Raw genomic sequence first — 22096 nt, forward strand, 5'->3', positions numbered from 1 at the left:
AATTAAAGAAACCATGTCAAGAATTGGTAAAAAACCAGTTGCTATCCCTTCAGGAGTTGACGTAAAAGTTAACGACAACGTTTTAGTTGTAAAAGGACCTAAAGGTGAATTGCAACAGGAAGTCAACAAAGACATCAGTATCGAAGTTGAAGGTTCAGAAGTTCGTTTCGTACGTCCTTCAGATCATAAAGACCACCGCTCATTGCACGGTCTTTATAGAGCCTTAACTCAAAACATGGTGGTTGGTGTATCTGAAGGATACAAAAAATCACTAGAGTTGATTGGTGTTGGTTTTAAAGCATCGGTACAAGGTCAATTATTAGACCTTGATCTTGGTTATTCACACAGAATTCTTTTCCAAGTTCCAGCGGAAATCAAGGTGAGTGCTGAAACTGCAAAAGGTAAAGCTCCTATTGTTCACGTTGAAGGCGTAGACAAACAGTTAGTTGGACAAGTTGCAGCTAAAATTCGCTCATTCAGAAAGCCAGAACCATACAAAGGTAAAGGTGTGAAGTATGTTGGTGAAGAGATTAGAAGAAAAGCAGGTAAAGCTGCTGGTAAAAAATAACAAGTATGGCCACTAAGAAAGATCTGAGAAGACTGAGAATCAAAAGGGGTATTCGTAAGAAAATTTCAGGTACAGCTGAACGCCCTAGACTCTCTGTATATAAAAGTAATACTGCAATCTATGCGCAGTTGATCGACGACCAATCTGGCCGTACTCTTGTTGCCACTAACTCACGTGAGATCAATGCTGAAAGCAAAGCATCTAACGTTGCATTGGCATCAGAAGTAGGAAAGAAGGTTGCTGAGAAAGCTACTGCTGCTGGTATTTCAACGGTTATTTTTGACCGTAACGGTTACCTTTACCACGGTAAAGTGAAAGCGTTAGCAGAAGGTGCTAGAGAAGGTGGTTTGAAATTCTAAAGAGTTGTCAGAGATGAAACAAAACGTAACAAAAGTAAAATCGGCTGATCTAGAGCTAACAGAAAAAGTTGTTGCTATTAAGCGTGTTGCTAAAGTAGTAAAAGGCGGTAGACGCTTCAGCTTTTCTGCTATCGTAGTTGTAGGTAACGGTGATGGTGTTGCAGGTTATGGTTTGGGTAAAGCCAACGAGGTAACTGACGCAATCACTAAGGGCATCGACGACGCTAAGAAAAACTTAATGAAGGTGCCAGTACTTAAAGGTACTGTTCCTCACCCTCAAAAAGGTAAATTCGGCGGCGGACGCGTGCTTATTAAACCTGCTTCTGCTGGTACTGGTGTTATCGCAGGTGGTGCGATGCGTGCAGTATTAGAATCAGCAGGTGTTCATGACGTATTAGCTAAATCGCAAGGTTCTTCTAACCCACACAACGTGGTTAAAGCAACTTTCGATGCACTACTAAAAATGCGTGACCCACGTATGGTAGCTGAGCAACGCGGAGTGAAATTAAGCAAAGTTTTTAACGGCTAATCAAATTATCTAAACTGTTATGGCAAAGATCCGTATTACTCAGGTTAGATCGTTGATCGGTCGTCCTGAAAGACAAAAGCGCACAATTAAGGCGCTTGGCTTAGGTAAAATCAACAAAACTGTGGAAAAAGAAGCAAATCCACAGATCCTTGGCATGGTTAAGGCAGTTGATCACCTAATCAGCGTTGAAGAGTTGTAAATTCTTTGTACTTTTGCATTAGGCATTAGTACTTTAAAAGGTATTAATTAGGAAACAGTCATGAAACTGCATACACTAAGTCCTGCGAAAGGTGGTAAAGTTCGCCAAAATAAGCGCGTAGGTCGTGGACAAGGCTCAGGCCGAGGTGGTACGTCAACACGTGGTCACAAAGGTGCTAAGTCACGTTCTGGTTACAGCCAGAAGTTTGGCTTCGAAGGAGGTCAAATGCCATTACAACGCCGCGTGCCTAAATTCGGCTTCAAATCTCCTTTTAGAGTTGAGTATACTCCAATTAACTTGGAAAAGATCCAAAAGATCGCTGACGAGAAAGGGATTACTACTTTCGCATTAGAGACATTCGTGGAGTTAGGCGTTATTTCTAAGAACGGTAAAGTTAAAGTTCTTGGTAATGGTGAGCTAACTGCAACAGTAGAGATTTCGGCGAACGCTTTCTCTGCATCTGCTAAAGAGGCAATCGAAAAAGCAGGCGGAAAAGCGATTACATTGTAAGAAGCTATGAATAAGTTTGTCAAGACACTGAAGAACATTTTTTCAATCGAGGAACTCAAAGATAGAATTATCTACACTTTGGGTTTCCTTGCGATTTTCAGATTGGGGTCGTATATCGTCCTTCCTGGAGTAGATCCATCAGCTTTATCTGATTCGTCAGGTGGACTTTTGGGCATGTTAAATATCTTCTTAGGAGGAGCATTTACGCGTGCATCAATCTTTGCTCTAGGTATCATGCCTTACATTTCGGCATCCATCGTGATCCAATTGTTAGGTATGGCGGTTCCTTACTTTCAGCGTATGCAGAAAGAAGGTGAATCGGGCCGTAAGCGTATTAACCAAATAACGCGTGTTTTGACGATCGTGATTACACTCGCGCAGGGTTCTGGATATTTATATTCAACAATCCCTAACGAGGCAATCGTCATCAAGCAGTCATTATTCTACCCAGCAGCAATGATTATTCTAACTGCGGGTACAATTTTCTGTATGTGGCTTGGTGAAAAAATCACTGAGAAAGGAATAGGTAATGGTATCTCAATGCTGATCATGATCGGTATTATTTCGGGATTCCCAACAGCGATTTACCAAGAGTTTGAAACTCAAGGTATGTCAATTCTTCTTGTAGTTGAATTGATTGCGTTGTTCTTTATCATTATGGGAGTAGTTCTATTGAACGCTGCTGTACGTAAAGTACCTGTGCAATATGCTCGTCAAGTGGTTGGTGCTGGTGGTAAGAAGCGTACGCTTGCTACAGGTCAACGTTCGTACATTCCTTTAAAAGTGAATGCAGCGAATGTGATGCCTATCATCTTTGCACAATCATTGATGTTCCTTCCTTCATTGATTGCAGGCGTTTGGGCAGATGAAAGTGATACAGCAAGATGGGTAATGCAGAATTTCTCTGATTACACTTCTTTTGCTTATAATTTAACATTTGCAACATTAATTCTTCTTTTCACTTACTTCTACACGGCGATCACGATTAATCCTGATCAAATGTCAGAAGATTTGAAGAGAAATAATGCTTTTGTACCAAACGTTAAACCAGGTGAAGAGACTTCTAATTTTATTAGCTGGATTCTAGATAGAATCACACTTCCTTCAGCTATTTATTTAGCTGTTGTAGCAATCCTTCCTGCTTTCGCGAGCATGTTGGGTGTTAGTACTGGTTTCTCTAGATTCTATGGTGGTACTTCACTAATCATTATGGTGGGTGTTATCTTAGATACTCTTCAGCAAATTGAGTCGTACTTGCTAATGCAAAACTATGACTCGATGATGAAGTCTGGAAATATCAAAGGACGCCAAAACGTGGCAACAGTCTAATGGTATACTATAAAACAGAAGAGGAGATTGAACTAATGCGTATCAGTGCCGACTTGCTCGGCCGTACACATGGTGAAATCGCAAAGAATACAAAAGAAGGGGTGAGTCTAAAAGCAATTGATAAAATCGCACATGATTTTATCATGGACAATGGGGCTCATCCCTCATTCTTGAACTATAATGGGTTTCCCAATACCCTTTGTATGTCACTGAATGATGTTATTGTACACGGTATTCCTACTGATTATGAATTAAAAGATGGAGATGTAATCTCTATCGATTGTGGCGTTTTCTTAAATGGTTTTCATTCTGATAGTGCATACACTTACCCTGTGGGTAACGTAGCGCCTGATACAATGAAACTATTAAAGGTGACAAAGGAATCACTTCAAAAAGGTATTGATGCTTGTAAAGTCAATAATAGAATTGGTGACGTAAGTTTTGCAGTTCAGCAACATGCTGAGATGCATGGGTATGGCGTAGTTAGAGAACTGGTTGGTCATGGTTTAGGTAAAAACCTTCATGAAAAGCCAGAAGTACCTAATTACGGGAAAAGAGGTAGAGGATTAAAAATCAAAGATGGATTGGTGATTGCCATTGAACCTATGATTAACATGGGGACGAGAGCTATTACTCAAGACAGAGATGGTTGGACAATTCGTACGAGAGATCGTCAACCTTCTGCTCATTATGAACACACAGTCGCGATCGTAAATGGTCAGACTGAAGTGTTGACAACGTTCAAGTACATCGAGGAGGTATATCCATTTTAATTAAAAACTATATCAAATGCCAAAACAATCAAACATTACCCAAGACGGTACGATCGTAGAGGCCCTTTCAAATGCAATGTTCCGTGTGGAGCTTAAGAATGGACACCAGGTTGTAGCACACATCTCTGGTAAAATGCGTATGCACTACATTCGTATCCTCCCAGGTGACAAAGTTCGTTTGGAAATGTCTCCATATGATCTTACTAAAGGAAGAATTGTTTATAGATATAAATAATTCAAAAAAAATACCTATCTTTGCGGGCCTGAGTTTGATCTTATTCAAATAGATTAACACGCAGTAACAAATAATCGGGAGAATTCCCTTTATTTTTGCCTACTATTAGATGAAGGTATGTTTAGTGCATGTGATGTATTCAATTATTTGGATAGACTGAGCATGGATAGGCGACTTTCGAGGTGCCTTGACATTTAAATCAGGGAATTTACACGTTTAAAAAAATCGGAGCAATGAAAGTCAAAGCTTCTATCAAAAAACGCAGTGCGGACGATAAGATCATCCGCCGCAAAGGCAAGTTGTACGTTATCAACAAGAAAAATCCAAGACATAAACAACGTCAAGGATAATTCTTAGTACAAGGAGCAAGAATTAATTTAAGTTTTACAAAACCGTTCACAAGTAAAACATGGCACGTATTGCAGGTGTTGACATTCCAAACAACAAAAGAGGTGTTATTTCATTAACATACATCTTTGGTATCGGAAAAGCGTCAGCGGCGAATATCCTTGCTGAAGCTGGAGTAAGCGAGGATAAAAAAGTTCAAGATTGGACTGACGAAGAATCACAAAAGATTCGTGAGCTTATCACTGAAGGTCACAAAATCGAAGGTGAGTTGAAGTCTGAAATTCAATTAAACATCAAACGTTTGATGGATATTGGATGTTACAGAGGTCTTCGTCACAGAAGAGGTTTGCCAGTTCGTGGTCAACATACCAAGAACAACTCACGTACTCGTAAGGGTAAGCGTAAGACTGTTGCAAACAAGAAGAAATAATTTAGTTCATAGCGTTTAGCTGAACAAAAGAAATTATGGCTCAAAGAAGAAAAAACGAAAAAACTAAGAAAAGAGTAGTTAATGTAACTCAGGAGGGAGAAGTTCACATCAGAGCATCTTTTAACAACATTATCATCTCTTTCACCAACAAAGAAGGACAAGTAATTTCTTGGTCTTCAGCTGGTAAAATGGGCTTCAGAGGCTCAAAGAAAAACACTCCTTACGCTGCGCAACAAGCGTCATCTGATGCTGCTAAAGTAGCATTTGACTTAGGTATGCGTAAAGCGGAGGTATTTGTAAAAGGTCCGGGTTCAGGTCGTGAAGCGGCTATCCGTACTGTACAAAATTCAGGTATCGAAGTAACTATCATCAAAGACGTTACTCCTCTACCACATAACGGTTGTCGTCCTCCAAAGAGAAGAAGAGTCTGATACGACTCTCTCTTGTTGAGAGAACCAATCGATATGAGTGTGTTATTTAGTTAGGGTCTGTCGTCTTAAGCCACGACAGAGATCATTAACACCTCCTGAAAAAAATTAATTTTTAAAGACACTCCTAAAAATTCTAGAGAAATGGCTAGATATACAGGGCCTACGTCGAAGATTGCTAGAAAGTTTAATGATCCAATCTTCGGGGCATGCAAGGAACTTAAGAAAAAGGCGTATCCTCCAGGACAGCATGGTAAAAACAGACGTCGTAAACAGTCTGAATATGCTATCCAGCTTGCTGCTAAGCAGAAAGCGAAATACACTTATGGTGTATTAGAACGTCAGTTCCGTAATATTTTCGAAAAAGCTGCGAAAAAGTCAGGTATCACAGGTACTAACTTATTACAGTACTTAGAAGCGAGACTTGACAACACAGTATATCGTTTAGGATTCGCTCCTACTCGTAGAGCTGCGAGACAATTAGTATCGCACAAACACATTACTGTGAACGGTAAAGTAGTGAACATTCCTTCTTACACTTTGAAAGCAGGTGATGTGATTGGTATTCGTGCTAAATCACAAACTAACAAAGTGATTAAAGAGGCTACGACTGGTAAGCAACGTACTGCTTACTCTTGGTTACAATATAATGCTGAGAGCTTAACTGGTACTTTTGTTCAATCACCAGAGAGAGACGAGATCCCTGAAAATATTCAAGAGCAACTTATCGTCGAGTTGTACTCTAAGTAATATAGATCTTTGGAAAATGCTTCTAAGAATGTTATTTTAACATTCTTAGAAGTTTTTCGTATGATCTTATTAATCTTTTTAAAACCGCAACCATTATATGTCCATTCTTGCTTTCCAAAAACCCGATAAAGTGGCGATCGAAAAGGCTGATGATTTTAAAGGTCTTTTTGAGTTTAAACCATTAGAAAAAGGGTACGGTGTAACAATAGGTAACGCACTCAGACGTATTTTACTTTCGTCGCTTGAAGGATATGCTATCGTGGGGATCAAATTCCCAAATGTACTCCACGAATATTCTGCTATAGATGGCGTTGTAGAAGATGTTACTGAAATCATTCTGAACTTGAAACAAGTACGTTTTAAGGCAGAGGTGGAGAGCCCATCGCAAAAAATCAGTATCAACATCAGTGGTAAAAGCGAATTCAAAGCAGGCGATATTGCTCAGTTTACTGAAGAATATAAGGTCTTAAACCCTGATTTCGTAATCTGTAACTTGGATGAGAGTGTGAATCTACAGGTTGAGTTCACAATGATGAACGGCCGTGGATACTTATCTGCTGATGACCAAACAGAGAGCGAAGCTGACGATGTTGTAGGTTTTATTCCAATTGACGCGATCTTTACACCAGTAAAAAATGTTAGATACCATGTTGAAGACCTTCGTGTTGACGACCGTACTGACTTTGAAAAATTGGTGATTGAAGTTGCAACTGATGGGTCTATCCATCCTGAGGAAGCGTTAAAAGGAGCTGCCAACATCCTTATTCAACACTTCATGCTATTCTCTGATAAGAATATGATCATTGATGAGTTTGAAGATACGAATGCTGTAGAAATTGATGATGAGTATTTAAGAATGCGTAAGCTACTTAAAACTTCATTATCTGATCTTGAGTTGTCAGTTCGTGCGTACAATTGTTTGAAGGCTGCTGATGTGAAAACATTGGGTGATTTAGCCTCATTAGAAATTTCTGACATGATGAAATTCAGAAACTTCGGTAAGAAATCTCTTACTGAACTTGAACTTCTTATGACAGAGAAAAATTTATCTTTCGGTATGGACGTGACTAAGTATCGTTTAGACGAAGACTAGGTCATTTTTACATAAAGAATAGATAGCGGTTGTTCCTTGGACACGGCAACTGCTTTACTTACCGGCTAAAAATAAGCTACGGCTTATTGGAAGTTATTCGTCCGATTTAATATTTATTAATTGTAGCAGTTCCTAATACGGCTGTTGCTTAATCATTTTCTTAGAAATGAGACACGGTAAAAAATTCAACCACTTAGGTAGACAAAAGAAGCACAGAGAGTTGATGCTTGCTAACATGGCTTGTTCATTAATCGAGCATAAGCGTATCTTCACTACTGTAGCTAAAGCTAAAGCTTTACGTAAATATGTAGAGCCATTAGTAACTAAAGCGAAAAACGATACAATGCACTCTCGTCGTGTAGTATTCTCTTACCTTCGCGATAAAGAAGGTACTTCAGAGTTATTCACTACAATTCGTGATGCTGTTATCAATCGTCCAGGTGGTTACACTCGTATCATCAAAACTGGTCGTCGTTTAGGTGACGGTGCTGAGATGGCGATGGTAGAATTTGTTGATTTCAACGATATCTACAACGTAAAAGAAACTAAGACGAAAACTCGTCGTAGAAAGAAAAAAGCTTCAGCTCCAGCTGCTCCAGAAGCACCGGCAACTGAAGAAAATAATAATGAAGAATCAGCTGAATAATTCAGATGATGATCCATTAATTTATACAAAGGGAAATGATTTTATTAATCATTTCCCTTTTTTTTGAGCTGTAATTAACATGGTTACAGAGTTTTTAATATTTTTGTGCAATCTAAGTTCAAACATACTGTAATATCAATGGAGAAGAAGACGGCCATTTTAATGCTTCAAGACGGAACTACTTACAAAGGAACGGCTATCGGAGCGGTTGGTACCACAACTGGTGAAATTTGTTTCAACACAAGTATGACAGGTTATCAAGAGATCTATACAGATCCGTCATACTACGGACAAATTATCGTAAATACTGTATCTCATATCGGTAACTATGGTACAGTACACAACGAAAACGAATCAAAAAAGCCTCAAATCAATGGTCTTGTTGTAAAAAACTTTTCTAGCGTATTCTCAAGAAGTACAGCAGAAGTCTCATTACAAGATTACCTTGAACAAGCTAACTTAGTAGGTATTGCAGATATCGATACTCGAGAACTTGTTAGGCATATTCGTCAAAAAGGTGCAATGAATGCTATTATTACATCAGAAACTGATGACCTTGACGAAATCAAAAAACTCTTAAAGGCTACTCCAAACATGGAAGGATTAGAATTATCTTCTGTTGTTTGTACTAAAGAACCTTATTTTGTAGGTGATCCTCATGCTTCTGTAAAAGTAGCAGTTTTAGACCTAGGTGTAAAAAAATCAATCCTTGAGAACTTTACATCAAGAGGTATGCTTTGTAAAGTATTCCCTTCGGATACTACTTTTGAGCAAATGAAACAGTGGAAACCTGACGGATACTTCTTATCTAATGGCCCTGGTGATCCAGCTGTAATGGATTACGCTGTAGAAACTGCTAAGCAAATCTTAGAAGCAAATAAACCATTATTTGGTATTTGTTTAGGGCATCAAATTATTTCAAGAGCTGTAGGTCTTGAAACTTATAAGATGCACAACGGTCATAGAGGAGCAAATCATCCAGTGAAAAACTTGGTTTCAGGTAGATCTGAGATTACTTCACAAAACCACGGTTTTGCTGTAAGTATGGAAAGTATTGAAGGGAATGATTCTATTGAGTTAACACACATCAACCTTAATGATGACACTGTAGAAGGTATCAGAGTTAAGGATAAGAATGCGTTCTCGGTACAATATCACCCTGAGGCATCTCCAGGACCAAATGATTCGAGATATCTATTTACCCGCTTCTTAGAATTAATTCAAGAAAACAGCTAATTGTTGTTATCTTAAAAAAAATACAAGCATAGTTTATTTTTATAGACTATGCTTTTTTTTTGTTTTAAAGAGTCTTCAGTATGTTTTTTGTATCTTGTGTAATTAATAAACAAATCACAGGGAATTTTTTGATGACTTACTTTAAGTTCAATATATATTATCTGATTCATCTAGTATTCTTTTTTACAATAAGTAGTACATGCTTTGGTCAAGGTCCTTTATCAAGTGGTAAAGTATATAAGATTAAGGTAGATAAAAGTGGTGTTTATAAATTAGATGCTACTGTTTTTAATGAATTAGGAATTGACTACACTACTATTAACCCACAAAATATTTCTGTTTTTGGTTTTGGTTATGGTATGATGCCACAACCTAATGCTATAGATAGACCATCTACATTATTAGAGACCCCTATTCAGTTTGTCGGTCAAAACAGTTCATCATTTTCTGAAAATGATTATTTCTTATTTTATGCAGATGGTCCTGATAAAGTAATATTTGATCAGGAGAATGAGTTTGTGGATTATGAGTTAAACTTATATGATACCGATAACTATTACTTTATAAAAGTAGGTAGTGAGCTTGGAGCAAGAATTAACATTGAAGATGCATCGGTATCTAATCCATCAAATTTTTCTAAGCTCATAGAAGTAGTGCATCACGAGGAGGAATTAGTAAAAGGATTAAGTGAACCTTCGGGAAGGTTTTGGTTTGGAGAAAGTTTTATTTCCACAACAGATAGAACTATAGAAGTACCTATTTTATCTTCTACTAGTTCTACAAAACTAAAATTGAAGCCAGGTGTAATGGCTAAATCAAGAGCTGAAAGTACATTTAGTTTTACTATTTCTGGTTCACAGAGAGGAGAGGTCAATGTTCCTGCAGCTCCTGATTTTAACTCTTATCGTTATGGTAATCAAGGACACATGGTTAATACTATGTTTGATCAGTTTACTGTAAGTTCTTTAGGTGCTGCGATTAATGTGGATATAAGCTATAGTAAACCTATCTCAGATTCCGAAGGTTACCTAGATTATCTAACTTTTAATGTTGAAAGAGCATTACAGAAAACTTCAGGAGGTATTGTATTACATGGGTTTTTAGGTAGTACTGAAGATGGTGCATCAATAGAAAACCCTAATAATTTATCAGTATGGAATATATCTCATACTGATCAAATCAAAGAACTTACTACGACTTCAGGTAGGGTTTACCTTCCTACAGATGAGGATAACTTTTCTGTAATCGCTTTTGATAAAAATGATGTATTACTTCCAATAGCAGAAGGAGAAATAAGTAATCAAGATTTGAGAAATTTAAATACCCCTCATCTAATTATTATCACAGCACCTCAATATTTATCAGAATCTCAAAAATTTGCAGATCATAGAAAATCACACTCTAATATTGATGTTACAGTTGTAACGATAGATGAAGTATACAATGAGTTTTCTTCCGGTAGGCAAGATGTAACAGCTATAAGAGATTTTGCAAGACATTTATATTTATCAAACCCTGAAAAATTGAAGTATTTATTACTAATAGGACAGGGGTCGTACGATTATAAAGACATCAAAACAGAAGGAGGAAGTCAAGTAGCTATTTATGAGTCTAGAGATGTTTTGATGAGAACAAGAACTTTTTCGTCAGATGATTATTTTGGTTTTTTTGATGAAGATGAAGGTTTTTGGGGTGAAAATATAGATGGTCAGGTAGATAATGATGATTTGGAAATTGGTATTGGTCGTTTGCCTGTAAAAAATAGCGAACATGCTGAAACCATGATTAATAAAATTATTTATTATGATACAGCTACTCAGAATTTAAATCAATGGAAAAAGTCTGTTTTATTTGTCGCTGATGATGGAGATAATAATACTCACCAACGAGATGCAAATGATCTAGCAGTTTATGTAGAAGAGAATAACCCTGATTTTAATTCAGAACGACTATATATTGATAACCAACCCAAAGAAACATCGCCGACGGGTGCAGTTTCACCAGAAACTAATGAATTGTTAGTGGATTGGATTGAAAATAAGGAAGTTCTTATTGTGAATTATAGTGGTCATGGTTCCGTTTCTAAATGGGCAGATGAGGATATCTTTAATATTCCAACAATTGCAGATCTATCTAATAATGCTGTATTACCATTATTTTTCACAGCAACCTGTGAATTTGGACGTTATGATAACCCAGCTATAACCTCTGGAGCGGAGCGATTAGTATTCCTTGAAAATGCTGGAGCTATTGCCATGATGACAACAACACGACCGGTGTACGCATCTAGTAATTTTAAAATCAATAAAGCTTTCTATGAAAATGTTTTCCAGAAAGAATCAGATGGAACTTTTCAATCTTTAGGAGAAGTATTTAGGTTAACAAAGAATCAAAGTTTATCAGGGGTAAACAATAGAAATTTTGCCTTATTAGGAGATCCTTCTTTAGAGCTATCCTTACCTTCAAGAGAAGTTTCAATTACGTCTTTAAACGGAGAGTCATTAACAGGCGAAGATACTATCAGCGCTTTGGACAGAGTTTCAATAAGTGGGGAGGTAACTTTAAATGGACAGAAAGACGAAAGCTTTAAGGGTGAGGTTTATCTAACGATGTATGAAAAACCAGTAACTAGCTCAACAAGAGGAAATGATGGTGAAGAAACAGTATTTCAATACCAAGAAAGAAAATTCCAATTGTATAGAGGTGTGACAAATATTGAAAATGGAACTTTTAATACAAATTTTGTAGTTCCTAAAGACATAAGATATTCATTTGGCAACGCTAAATTTAGTTTTTATGCTATCAATGATGAAACTAATGATGCACTCGGAAGTAATGTAGATATTATTTTAGGAGGGACTTCTAAAGATCCTGTGATTGATGATACTCCTCCAAGCATACAATTAATGATGAACGGAGTAGAGAATACTACAAATGTCTATCCCGATTGCTTTGTTCAAGGTTTATTAAATGATGAGTCTGGAATAAATCTTTCTGGTCTTGGTGTAGGACATGATTTGTTGTTACAATTGGATGGAGGCGATACTTCTTGGGTAGTCAATGATTATGTTCAACCGTTAAATGATGGAAATAATACATATTCTTTCGTGTTCCCGCTAAATGATTTGGAAGTAGGAGAGCACACTTTGACTTTAGAAGCTTGGGATGTTCTTAATAATAGAAGTGAAGCAACGATTACTTTTTATGTTTCACCTGTTGAAGCAATAGAAGTGGAATCATTTATTGCTTATCCTAATCCTGTTTATGATGATTTTACATTATCATTTATGCATAATATTGAAGGTCAAAACATCAATGTCATCACAAATATTATTGATATGACAGGAAAAGTCGTTATAAGTTCAGAGAATGAGTTTGAAAGTGTGGATAATTCAATACAATTGTATTATAATGGATTAAAATCACAATATGGGTTGTATCCTGGGGTTTATGTAGTTCAATCGATCATAAATTGTAAAGATTTGAACCTAAATACAGTAAAGACGACAAGAATAATATTAAATTAAAATTAAATCTATCAGAAATTTACGATTAGATTAATTATCTTTAAATGAAAGTAAAATCTACGCCTATAAAGTAACTATACTCAACTGTTATAATACTGCTCTATAATGAGCTACATTTTTTTAGACTTTAATAAGTTTCAACATATAGTTATGTTCAATCTGAAAGTTAAATTCGCTTTATTTTTACTAATTATTTTTTCAGTAGTTGAAGTAAAGGCTCAATCATCTAATCCGCCGAGTACAATTGTTGGAGGTAATCCTAACAGCAATCCTATTATTACTGCGGTACCGTTCTTAACGATAGCACCAGAAGCTAGAGGTGCAGCCATGGGTGACATGGGTGTCGCTACTTCTGCAGACGTAAATTCAGCACATTGGAACCCTTCTAAGTATGCGGTTATCGATGACGAATATGGAGTTTCTTTGTCATATAACCCTTGGTTACAGAAAATTGTAGGGGATATGTCTTTAAGTTATCTCGCAGGTTATAAAAGACTAAATGATCGTCAGACTATCGGTCTTAGTATGAAATATTTTGATCTTGGTAGTATTAACTTTACCGATGATCAAGGTAATATCACAAGAAATTTCAATCCAAGAGAATACTCTTTTGATGGACACTTCGCGATGCAATTATCAAAAAGATATAGCATGGCCGTTTCAGCAAGGTATATTTATTCTAACCTTGCAGGTTCAATCAGTAGTAATGGTACTCAGGATAGTAAGCCAGCTCATGGTTTTGCTGCAGATATTTCTGGTTATTGGCAGAATCCAGATATCCATCTTGGACAATATACTGGTGTATTTGCTTGGGGATGGAATATCTCGAACATTGGTACTAAGATGAATTACAATAGTACCTCTCAAGAAGATTTCTTACCAACCAATCTTCGTTTAGGTACAACCTTAACAATGGATTTAGATCCTTACAACAAAATTACTTTTGGTGTAGACGTCAATAAATTGTTAGTACCAACTCCAGACCCTAATGACTCAACGAACAGTTATAAATCTGTGGGTGTATTAGAAGGTATGTGGTATGGATTAACTAAAGCTCCAGGTGGATTTTCAGAGAAGATGAAAGAATTCATGTGGAGTGTGGGTGCCGAATACTGGTATAATGATTTATTCGCAGCTCGTATGGGATACTTTTATGAGAACCCAGATAAAGGAGATCGTCAATATATGCAATTAGGCCTTGGTGTAAAATACCAAGTGGTTACATTAGATTTCTCATATCTCTTATCATTCAAGCGAAACAATCCATTAGAAGATACTTTACGATTTACACTATCGTTTAACTTTGGTGATAAAACGAAAAAAGGATCAAAGAAAAGTAGTGGAGGAAGCTCTGGAGGTAATGATGTACTAGATGCTGACGATATTTAATTCAAAATATTAGAATAAAAGAAGGTGAGGAACATAAAAGTTATCTCACCTTTTTTTATCTTCAAAAGATATTAAAAAAGACAACATGAAGATAAATTTAGATCGTACTATAGCACCAGATTCATATCCGGTAGAAGATTTTGTTTTATTAAAACCTGAAATTTTTTCAACAAGAAATCAGTGTAAAGTTTTTTCACTCAAAAATGCTTCTCAACCGATACTTCATTTTTCTATTGTTATTAAAGGAGGGAAACTTGTTGAAGAGAAACAAGGAGCAGCTGCTTTAACTTCTAAAATGATGGGTGAAGGTGTGAAAGGGATGACTAGTGCTCAAATTCATGAATATTTAGACTCTTTTGGAGCCATCATTTCAGTATCTAATGATATTGATTCATTTACTATCACAGGGCATTGTTTAAACCGATACTTTGAGCCTGTAATGGAAATGGTGAAAAGATACCTTACAGAGCCGACATTTTCAGAAAAGGAGTTTCAGCATATTCTGCAGGTTATGATTCAGCAGAAGATCTTAAGCGAAGAGAAGACGTCTTTTTTGGCTACCAAGTTATTTAGAGAGAAATTTTACGGAAATAAGCACCCTTATGGAAGCTCATTAACTTCTGCAGAATTATCAGAGTTTCCCTTACAAGAACTAGAGAATTATTTTAATAACCATGTAATTGGAGCTCCATTTGAAGTATTTATTTCTGGAGATGTTGACGATAAACATATTAAAATTATTGATGAGCAACTAGGGGACCTTAATATCTCTTCAGAAGCTGCAAATTTAATTTACCCTGATTTTGTATCTAAAATAGCTAGTGATGAATTAAAGATATATCAAGAAAAGGAAGATGCTGTACAAACTAGCTTAAGAATAGGATGTCCCACTTTTAAATTGCCCCATGATGATCTAGAAGCGTTCTCTGTGATGAATGAAACATTAGGTGGGTATTTTGGGTCAAGGTTGATGAGAAACATTAGAGAGGATAAAGGGTTGTCTTATGGAATTCACTCTTCCTTCCGAAATGAAATCAATCAAGGTTATTTTTTAATTGCTTCTGATGTGAAAAAAGATCTTAAAGATTTAGCAATTGATGAAATAAGAAAAGAAATAGATGTACTTGCGACTGAGGTAGTTTCGCAGGAGGAGCTATTGACAGTGAAAAACTATATGGCAGGTAGTTTTGTGATGTCTATTAATTCAAATATTTCGCTTTTAGAAATAACAAAAGGCCTTTATAAGAAAGGATTACCATTCGATTATTATGACAATTATGTGTCAAGAATACAGAGTATTACTGAACAGGATATCATGGCGATGGTAAATAAATATTTAAAAGGAGATTTACTTGAAATAGCAGTAGGGTAGCCTTTTAAATAAACAAAAAGTGCTAGTAAGTTTTTAAAGCTTACTAGCACTATGTTTGTAGTTTGAAGTTTGTGAAGTATTTGTTAATACTTAGTAAATTTGTGCGACAACATAAGTTGCCAGTTAATATCTTTTGACTAAAAAAACTATGTAATTAGTTCAGTTGCATTAGTTGAAAGTTTGTTGTTACATAGTAAGTTAAAAAATAGTCTGTAATGTTAGTTTATTTGTTTATTAAAGTGTGATAAAAACGTTTATAAGTTTAATATTTCTTACTCCGTTTTATCTTGATACAATGGTAATACATTGAGATTTAATAAGCAATATTTGTTAACATTTGACCCTTTTTTTATGAGATAAATCGTATCGATTATTTGATAAGTACTAATTTTTAGTGCTTTTTTTATTGTTAAATGATTTTAGTCAAATTTTTAATTCTTTTTCTACAACACTTTAAAAAAGTTGATAAATTGTATAAAACTTACATAAGTATGTAAAGCTGATATATTTTAGATATTTCCCAATAAATATTAATATAACTTAAATGTTAAATAAAGTACCCGTATACATTAATACATTAAAAAATCTAACTCTTAAAAAATACTCATAGAATATGGCATCATTTGATAACTTGGATATGGCTACTTTATCAGGTAGTTCTTTAGCAAACTTTAAAAAAATTCAAAACCAATACACTATTGAACCTCAATTCAAAAGTAAGTTCAATAAGGCAAAATTAATTAGTACTTTATGTTATCCAGTTGAAGCCATTAACCAGAAATGGTTGTATAAAAAAATAGATAAGTTAAGTGTTGATAAAGCTCCTGTATTTGTTTTAGGTCATTGGAGAAGTGGTACAACGCACTTACACAATATGCTAAGTAAAGATCCTCAGTTTGGATTTGTGAATACTTTCCAAAGTGTATTTCCTAATGCTATGATGTTTGGTAGAAATATTTTCACATTTATGATGAAACAATTTATGCCAAAGGAAAGACCTGCTGATGGTTTGAAGTTAGACCCTAAGTTTCCTCAAGAAGAAGAGTTTGCTTTAGGAAATTTACATGATATGAGTTTCTATTATTTTTGGTATTTCCCACAGGATACTGTAAGAATATTTGATAGATTCTTACTGGGTAAAGGATTAACTGAAGAGGATAAACAATTATGGAGAGATACTTATGAGCGTTTTGTAAAACTTGCTCTATGGCAAACTAAAGGAGAACGTTTCTTGTCTAAAAACCCTCCTCATACTGCAAGGGTTGATGAGATTTTAAAAATCTATCCTAATGCGAAATTTATCTATATCTACAGAAATCCATATGAGGTATTTGGATCTACGGTAAGGTTCTTTAAAGGTGTATTACCAAGTCAGAAGTTCCAAGAGATTTCAGATGAACAACTTGAACAAAATATCTTAGATGTCTTTACTAAGATGTATGACAAGTATGAAACAGATAAAGCATTGATACCGGAGGAAAATCTAATTGAAATTAAATATGAAGAGTTCGCTAAGGATAACCTAGGTTATTTAGAGAACATCTATAAGCATTTAGATATCGGAGACTTTGAAAAAGCTAAACCTTATATGGTTGAATATTTAAATGGCTTAGGAACCCATAAAAAACATCAATATCAATTCCCTCAAAACACAATTGATAAAGTAAATAAGCATTGGAGTTACGCTTTTGAAAAGTGGAATTACGAAATGCTGTAAATAGAAAAAGACCTTCAACGGAAAGTTGAAGGTCTTTTTTATATGAATAATTTCTTTGATTATTCTTGTGCTTGTTGTTGCTCTTCTCTAGTAATCCAACCACCACCAAGCGCTTTGTATAGCTGTACATAAGAAGTTAAGATTTTTCCTTGTACAGTAACCAAATTAAGTTCTGCTTCGAAAGCAGTACGCTGTTGTTCTAGGTATTCAAGGTAACTAGTAACACCCTTATCATATCTTTGTTTTGATAAGTACTCAGCATTAGTAGCTGCTACAACGTGTTTTCTTCTGGCAATAAGTTCTTCTTGGTAGTATTGAACAGAAGCTAAAGCATCTTCTACTTCTTGGAAAGCAGCAATAGCACTTCTTTCATATTCTAGAATTGATGCTTCAAGTCTCGCTTTTTCAACCTCTACTTTTCTTTTGTTTTTACCCCATTGGAATAATGGACCAACAATACCAGCACCGATATTCCAAGCAGCTTCAGCACCAGATGCAGTATTAATAATACTTAGTGCACTTGATACACCGGCAGCACCTGTTAAACTGATGGTAGGGAATCTATTAGCAATAGCAGCTCCTACATTAGCATTCTGAGCAACTATTTCTTGTTCTGTGCGAAGAAGGTCAGGACGTCTTTTCAATAGATCTGAAGGAATTCCTGCAGGAATTACAGGAGGAATCTGTTGTTGATCTAAAGCTTGACCAGTAACAATCTCTCTAGGGTTTTCACCAAGTAATACAGAAAGAGCATTTTCAGATAAGGCTACACCTCTTTTATAAACTGGTACTGCACTCTCAGCAATTGCTTGTTGAATTTGTGCTTGGTTCAAATCAATTTCAGGAATAGTACCTAATCTATACCTTGCATCCATAATTATAATAGAGCTATCTCTAGAAGCTAAAGTTTCCTGAGCAACTTTTAAACTGGCTTTATTTTCCAATAATTGGACATAGGCAGCAGCTACGTTGGCAATAACAGATAGTTGTACAGCTCTTAAGCCGTGAACTGTTCCTGTATAATTTGCCATTGCGGCCTCAGATAGTCTTCTGTTTTTACCCCAAAGGTCAAGCTCCCAGTTCATTTGAAGTCCTCCAAAGTAGTTACTTACAGCTTCTGGTGAGGTAAAACCGTTGTACGTTCCGTAAGTATAACTACCATTGTAATCGAATGATGGTCTTGTTTGAACTTTTTGAATACGGTAAAGCTTTTCCGCTTCAACGATTCTTTGCATTGCCACTCTAACATCTTGGTTATTTTGCAATGCTATTGTAATTAAAGTATCAAGAATAGGATCTTTAATTAAAGTCCACCACCCGATAGTATCGGATGATGTAGTAACTATTGAGTCAACTCCAAAGCGATATTCAGTTGGAGAAACTATATCTGGGGCTTCATAATTTTTCCCCATTTTACAACTCCACATAAAAGCAGTGATGCTAAGAACTATGAAGAGCCTTTTGAAAGTTAAATTCAGTTTTTGATTCATTTTTCTATTCATCTGCCGTTGAAGTTTTCACTCTGTCTTTTTCATAACCAGCAATTCGACCTACTAATACGAATAGCATAGGATAAAGGAACAGTCCTAATATTGTTGCCATACCCATACCTCCAAGTAGAGCCATACCCATTACTTTTCTTGCTTCTGCTCCAGAACCTGTAGCGATTACAAGTGGAAGAACACCAAGAATAAATGAGAATGCTGTCATCAGAATAGGTCTAAATCTTAGTTTTGCAGATTCAATTGCAGCATCGTAAAGTGATAAGCCTTCATCAAATTTAAGCTTAGCAAATTCTACGATTAGGATGGCGTTTTTGGCTGCCATCGCGATAAGCATTACTAATGAAATCTGAGCAAAGATGTTATTTTCATAACTCTCACTAAAGAATCTAGCAAACCATAATAAGAAGAATGCTCCAAATATGGCAAATGGAGTACCTAATAGAATACTGAATGGCATTGACCATGATTCGTATTGGGCAGCCAAGATTAAGAATACAAATATCAAGGAGAATGCAAAAATGATAAATACAGACCCCGAAGCCTTTTTCTCTTGGAATGACATACCATTCCAAGAATAAGTCATGTTCGAAGGTAAGACTTCTGCAGCAACCTCTTCGAGGGCATCCATAGCTTGACCCGAACTATAACCTGGAGCAGGAGAACCTGTTACTTCTACTGATCTAAGCAAGTTAAATCGGTTTGTAAATTCAGGACCACTAACTCTTTCAATATTTACAAGTGTTGATAACGGAACCTTTGCTCCATTGTTCGACTTCACATAGAAAAGGTCTAATTGCTTTTCATTATTTCTATATTCAGGCTCTGCTTGTACATATGCTCTATATAAACGACCAAATCTGTTGAAGTCATTGACATAAGAACCGCCTAGGAAGGCTGCAAATGTTGTATAAACATCTTGAAGGTTTACTCCAAGCTTTAATATCTTGTCTTTATTGATATCAATAAATCGTTGTGGTACACTTGCTTCAAAAGTAGTAAATGCCATACCGATTTCCGGTCTTGCATTAGCTGCTTTGATAAACTCGTTTGTATAATTCGCCAAATAATCTGGAGTGTTACCACCTTTATCTTGGACCATGATACTGAAACCAGAACCGTTACCTAAACCAGGGATTGCAGGAGGACCAAAGGCAAATATTTTCGCTTCGGTGATTTGAGTTGCAAAAAGATAATTCAACTTTTGGATTACCTGTTTTGCAGTTAACTCTCTTTCATCCCATTTCTTTAATGTGACAAAGAAGAAAGTAGAGTTTGTAGAGTTACTACTCGAAAGTAATGAGTAACCAGCTACAGTTGTTGTCATTTCGATTTCTGGAATCTGAGAGACAATCTTTTCTACTTTATATGATAATTCGTTTGTTCTTTGTAGTGATGAAGCTACAGGTAACTGTGCATTTATATAGATGTATCCTTGATCTTCTTCTGGAATAAATCCAATAGGAACTTTAACACCTAACCAACCTGCAGCAACTAATGTACAACCAATAAAGACACAACTCATTACAATCTTTCTTGTTGCGATCTTAGTTACACTAATGTATGATTTTGTAGAACGGTCAAAAACATTATTGAATACCTTGAAAAATGCTCCAAGTGGACCACCCACTGGTTCTGATTTTCTCAATATCAAGCCACAAAGTGCAGGAGATAATGTTAAGGCATTTAGTGATGAGAAACATACTGATACAGCTACTGTAATGGCAAACTGTTGATATAATCGTCCAGTAATACCTGCCATAGCGGCTACAGGAATAAATACTGCAACAAGTACTAGCGTAGTTGCAATAACTGGAGCAGTTACCTCACTCATCGCTTTGTTAGTAGCTTCTTTTGGTGAGTAACCTTCTTCAAGGTAAACCTGAACCGCATCAACTACTACAATTGCATCATCCACTACAATACCAATGGCGAGTACTAAACCTAATAATGATAATACATTGATTGTAAAACCTAATAGAGGGAATAGCATGAATGCTGCCACCAAAGATACAGGGATCGCCATTGTAGGAACTAATGTCGCTCTCCAATCTTGGATGAATACATATACCACAAGTACTACTAATAATAAGGCAACGAATAAAGTTTCGATAATCTCATTAATACCAGCAGTAATCGGAGCTGTTGAGTCAAGTGAAACTTCATACTCTATACCATTTGGAAAATCTTTTTTCAGATTATCCATTTTAGTAATCATTTGTTCTGCTAGTTCAACGGCATTTGAACCTGGTGCTTGGTAAATAGCGATTACCGCACAGTTATTACCATTTAGTCTTGTAAATGCAGAGTACGTTTCAACACCTAATTCGATTCTTGCTACGTCTCTTAATAATACTTGACTACCATCTTTATTTGTTCTTACTACAATATTTCCGAACTCTTCTTCTGATTGAAGACGGTCTGGAAGAAGTACTGTATATGTAAACTCAGTACCTTTTGGCGCAGGCTCTGCACCAAACTTACCACCAGGAACGATAACGTTCTGATTTGAAATAGCATTAGTGATTTCAGGAACTGTAAGGTTCAGTTTTGCTAAGATATCTGGCTTTACCCAAATACGCATTGAGTAATCTGATGTACCTAATACTGCTACACTACCAATACCTTTTGTTCTTGCTAGAACGTCTTTGATATTAATTAGTGAGTAGTTTCCTAAAAAGTTTTGATCAAATCTACCATCGGGAGAGGTAAGAGTGATCAGCATTAGAATGTTAGGTAATGATTTCTCTGTTTTAACACCTGTTCTTTTTACCGCATCGGGTAATTTCGGAGTGGCAGTTGCTACACGGTTTTGTGTAAATACCGTACTCATATCAGGGTCAGTACCGATTTCAAATGAAGTCTGAATCTGTAAAGTACCATCATTGGAGTTGATGGACTTCATGTATATCATATTCTCAACACCATTAATTTCCTGTTCTAATGGAGTTGCTACTGATTGTTCTACATTTAGGGCACTCGCACCAGTGTAAGTTGCTGTAATCTTTACAATAGGAGGAGTTAAATTAGGGTACTGTTCGATGGGTAACCCTTTCATAGATACCGCACCGACGATGGTCATAATAATGGCAATGACCATGGCGACTATTGGTCGCCTAACGAAAAAGTTGGATTTTATTTGTTCTTGGCTCATTA

Annotated in this window: 21 protein-coding genes; 19 read left to right on the plus strand and 2 right to left on the minus strand. The window is 36.1% G+C overall.

The window, feature by feature from the left end; genetic code table 11:
* Positions 1-13 precede the first annotated feature (13 nt).
* The 19 genes from rplF to HGP29_RS00645 all read left to right on the plus strand — a co-directional run bounded on the left by rplF (position 14) and on the right by HGP29_RS00645 (position 17438).
* A complete protein-coding gene (gene rplF, locus HGP29_RS00555; protein WP_168880358.1) occupies positions 14-568 on the plus strand; it encodes a 50S ribosomal protein L6 in 555 nt (184 codons plus the stop codon).
* A 5-nt stretch (positions 569-573) separates the two neighbouring features.
* Positions 574-927 (plus strand): 50S ribosomal protein L18, encoded by a 354-nt coding sequence (gene rplR, locus HGP29_RS00560; RefSeq protein WP_168880359.1) that lies wholly within the window; start codon positions 574-576, stop codon positions 925-927.
* Between the two features lie 13 nt (positions 928-940).
* Positions 941-1456, plus strand: a complete 516-nt coding sequence (rpsE, locus tag HGP29_RS00565) for a 30S ribosomal protein S5 (protein WP_044203098.1) — start codon at positions 941-943, stop codon at positions 1454-1456.
* A gap of 19 nt (positions 1457-1475) precedes the next feature.
* On the plus strand, positions 1476-1655 hold the full coding sequence (gene rpmD / locus HGP29_RS00570) for a 50S ribosomal protein L30 (protein ID WP_168880360.1): 180 nt from the start codon (positions 1476-1478) through the stop codon (positions 1653-1655).
* Positions 1656-1715: 60 nt separating this feature from the next.
* Positions 1716-2165: a 50S ribosomal protein L15 gene (gene rplO, locus HGP29_RS00575; protein ID WP_168880361.1), complete on the plus strand. Its 450-nt coding sequence runs from the start codon at positions 1716-1718 to the stop codon at positions 2163-2165.
* Between the two features lie 6 nt (positions 2166-2171).
* On the plus strand, positions 2172-3494 hold the full coding sequence (secY, locus tag HGP29_RS00580) for a preprotein translocase subunit SecY (protein WP_168880362.1): 1323 nt from the start codon (positions 2172-2174) through the stop codon (positions 3492-3494).
* Entirely contained in the window at positions 3494-4267 is a 774-nt protein-coding gene (gene map / locus HGP29_RS00585; RefSeq protein WP_168880363.1) for a type I methionyl aminopeptidase, read from the plus strand. The genes secY and map overlap by 1 nt, the downstream gene beginning before the upstream one ends.
* A gap of 16 nt (positions 4268-4283) precedes the next feature.
* Positions 4284-4502, plus strand: coding sequence for a translation initiation factor IF-1 (gene infA, locus HGP29_RS00590; protein WP_044228392.1), 219 nt, complete (start codon positions 4284-4286; stop codon positions 4500-4502).
* A gap of 233 nt (positions 4503-4735) precedes the next feature.
* The gene (rpmJ, locus tag HGP29_RS00595; protein ID WP_082026427.1) at positions 4736-4852 is read left to right on the plus strand and encodes a 50S ribosomal protein L36; all 117 of its coding nucleotides are present in this window, start codon (positions 4736-4738) and stop codon (positions 4850-4852) included.
* 59 nt (positions 4853-4911) lie between these two features.
* Complete coding sequence (gene rpsM, locus HGP29_RS00600; protein WP_168880364.1) at positions 4912-5280, plus strand: 30S ribosomal protein S13; 369 nt, start codon at positions 4912-4914, stop codon at positions 5278-5280.
* A 35-nt stretch (positions 5281-5315) separates the two neighbouring features.
* Positions 5316-5711 (plus strand): 30S ribosomal protein S11, encoded by a 396-nt coding sequence (gene rpsK / locus HGP29_RS00605; protein ID WP_168880365.1) that lies wholly within the window; start codon positions 5316-5318, stop codon positions 5709-5711.
* Positions 5712-5852: 141 nt separating this feature from the next.
* Positions 5853-6458, plus strand: coding sequence for a 30S ribosomal protein S4 (rpsD, locus tag HGP29_RS00610; protein WP_168880366.1), 606 nt, complete (start codon positions 5853-5855; stop codon positions 6456-6458).
* Positions 6459-6555: 97 nt separating this feature from the next.
* A complete protein-coding gene (locus HGP29_RS00615) occupies positions 6556-7551 on the plus strand; it encodes a DNA-directed RNA polymerase subunit alpha (RefSeq protein ID WP_168880367.1) in 996 nt (331 codons plus the stop codon).
* 166 nt (positions 7552-7717) lie between these two features.
* The gene (gene rplQ, locus HGP29_RS00620; RefSeq protein ID WP_168880368.1) at positions 7718-8197 is read left to right on the plus strand and encodes a 50S ribosomal protein L17; all 480 of its coding nucleotides are present in this window, start codon (positions 7718-7720) and stop codon (positions 8195-8197) included.
* Between the two features lie 138 nt (positions 8198-8335).
* The gene (gene carA, locus HGP29_RS00625; RefSeq protein ID WP_168880369.1) at positions 8336-9433 is read left to right on the plus strand and encodes a glutamine-hydrolyzing carbamoyl-phosphate synthase small subunit; all 1098 of its coding nucleotides are present in this window, start codon (positions 8336-8338) and stop codon (positions 9431-9433) included.
* Positions 9434-9564: 131 nt separating this feature from the next.
* Positions 9565-12960, plus strand: a complete 3396-nt coding sequence (gene porU, locus HGP29_RS00630; protein WP_168880370.1) for a type IX secretion system sortase PorU — start codon at positions 9565-9567, stop codon at positions 12958-12960.
* Between the two features lie 150 nt (positions 12961-13110).
* Entirely contained in the window at positions 13111-14349 is a 1239-nt protein-coding gene (gene porV, locus HGP29_RS00635) for a type IX secretion system outer membrane channel protein PorV (protein ID WP_211093164.1), read from the plus strand.
* An 85-nt stretch (positions 14350-14434) separates the two neighbouring features.
* Positions 14435-15721, plus strand: coding sequence for a M16 family metallopeptidase (locus HGP29_RS00640; RefSeq protein ID WP_168880372.1), 1287 nt, complete (start codon positions 14435-14437; stop codon positions 15719-15721).
* Positions 15722-16334: 613 nt separating this feature from the next.
* The gene (locus HGP29_RS00645; protein ID WP_168880373.1) at positions 16335-17438 is read left to right on the plus strand and encodes a sulfotransferase family protein; all 1104 of its coding nucleotides are present in this window, start codon (positions 16335-16337) and stop codon (positions 17436-17438) included.
* A 59-nt stretch (positions 17439-17497) separates the two neighbouring features.
* Here the strand turns inward: HGP29_RS00645 and HGP29_RS00650 are convergent, their stop codons facing one another.
* Both HGP29_RS00650 and HGP29_RS00655 read right to left on the minus strand, forming a co-directional pair.
* The gene (locus HGP29_RS00650) at positions 17498-18940 is read right to left on the minus strand and encodes a TolC family protein (protein WP_317169927.1); all 1443 of its coding nucleotides are present in this window, start codon (positions 18938-18940) and stop codon (positions 17498-17500) included.
* Positions 18933-22094, minus strand: a complete 3162-nt coding sequence (locus HGP29_RS00655; protein ID WP_168880375.1) for an efflux RND transporter permease subunit — start codon at positions 22092-22094, stop codon at positions 18933-18935. Before HGP29_RS00655 ends, HGP29_RS00650 begins: the two co-directional genes overlap by 8 nt.
* Positions 22095-22096: the final 2 nt, after the last annotated feature.

This window comes from Flammeovirga agarivorans (assembly GCF_012641475.1).
Classification (GTDB): domain Bacteria; phylum Bacteroidota; class Bacteroidia; order Cytophagales; family Flammeovirgaceae; genus Flammeovirga; species Flammeovirga agarivorans.

Excerpts from the sequence above, each read along its gene's own strand:
- rplF (WP_168880358.1), top strand. The coding sequence starts at position 14 with ATGTCAAGAATTGGTAAAAAACCAGTTGCTATCCCTTCAGGAGTTGAC.
- rplR (WP_168880359.1), top strand. The coding sequence starts at position 574 with ATGGCCACTAAGAAAGATCTGAGAAGACTGAGAATCAAAAGGGGTATT.
- rpsE (WP_044203098.1), top strand. The coding sequence starts at position 941 with ATGAAACAAAACGTAACAAAAGTAAAATCGGCTGATCTAGAGCTAACA.
- rpmD (WP_168880360.1), top strand. The coding sequence starts at position 1,476 with ATGGCAAAGATCCGTATTACTCAGGTTAGATCGTTGATCGGTCGTCCT.
- rplO (WP_168880361.1), top strand. The coding sequence starts at position 1,716 with ATGAAACTGCATACACTAAGTCCTGCGAAAGGTGGTAAAGTTCGCCAA.
- secY (WP_168880362.1), top strand. The coding sequence starts at position 2,172 with ATGAATAAGTTTGTCAAGACACTGAAGAACATTTTTTCAATCGAGGAA.
- map (WP_168880363.1), top strand. The coding sequence starts at position 3,494 with ATGGTATACTATAAAACAGAAGAGGAGATTGAACTAATGCGTATCAGT.
- infA (WP_044228392.1), top strand. The coding sequence starts at position 4,284 with ATGCCAAAACAATCAAACATTACCCAAGACGGTACGATCGTAGAGGCC.
- rpmJ (WP_082026427.1), top strand. The coding sequence starts at position 4,736 with ATGAAAGTCAAAGCTTCTATCAAAAAACGCAGTGCGGACGATAAGATC.
- rpsM (WP_168880364.1), top strand. The coding sequence starts at position 4,912 with ATGGCACGTATTGCAGGTGTTGACATTCCAAACAACAAAAGAGGTGTT.
- rpsK (WP_168880365.1), top strand. The coding sequence starts at position 5,316 with ATGGCTCAAAGAAGAAAAAACGAAAAAACTAAGAAAAGAGTAGTTAAT.
- rpsD (WP_168880366.1), top strand. The coding sequence starts at position 5,853 with ATGGCTAGATATACAGGGCCTACGTCGAAGATTGCTAGAAAGTTTAAT.
- HGP29_RS00615 (WP_168880367.1), top strand. The coding sequence starts at position 6,556 with ATGTCCATTCTTGCTTTCCAAAAACCCGATAAAGTGGCGATCGAAAAG.
- rplQ (WP_168880368.1), top strand. The coding sequence starts at position 7,718 with ATGAGACACGGTAAAAAATTCAACCACTTAGGTAGACAAAAGAAGCAC.
- carA (WP_168880369.1), top strand. The coding sequence starts at position 8,336 with ATGGAGAAGAAGACGGCCATTTTAATGCTTCAAGACGGAACTACTTAC.
- porU (WP_168880370.1), top strand. The coding sequence starts at position 9,565 with ATGACTTACTTTAAGTTCAATATATATTATCTGATTCATCTAGTATTC.
- porV (WP_211093164.1), top strand. The coding sequence starts at position 13,111 with ATGTTCAATCTGAAAGTTAAATTCGCTTTATTTTTACTAATTATTTTT.
- HGP29_RS00640 (WP_168880372.1), top strand. The coding sequence starts at position 14,435 with ATGAAGATAAATTTAGATCGTACTATAGCACCAGATTCATATCCGGTA.
- HGP29_RS00645 (WP_168880373.1), top strand. The coding sequence starts at position 16,335 with ATGGCATCATTTGATAACTTGGATATGGCTACTTTATCAGGTAGTTCT.
- HGP29_RS00650 (WP_317169927.1), bottom strand. The coding sequence starts at position 18,940 with ATGAATAGAAAAATGAATCAAAAACTGAATTTAACTTTCAAAAGGCTC.
- HGP29_RS00655 (WP_168880375.1), bottom strand. The coding sequence starts at position 22,094 with ATGAGCCAAGAACAAATAAAATCCAACTTTTTCGTTAGGCGACCAATA.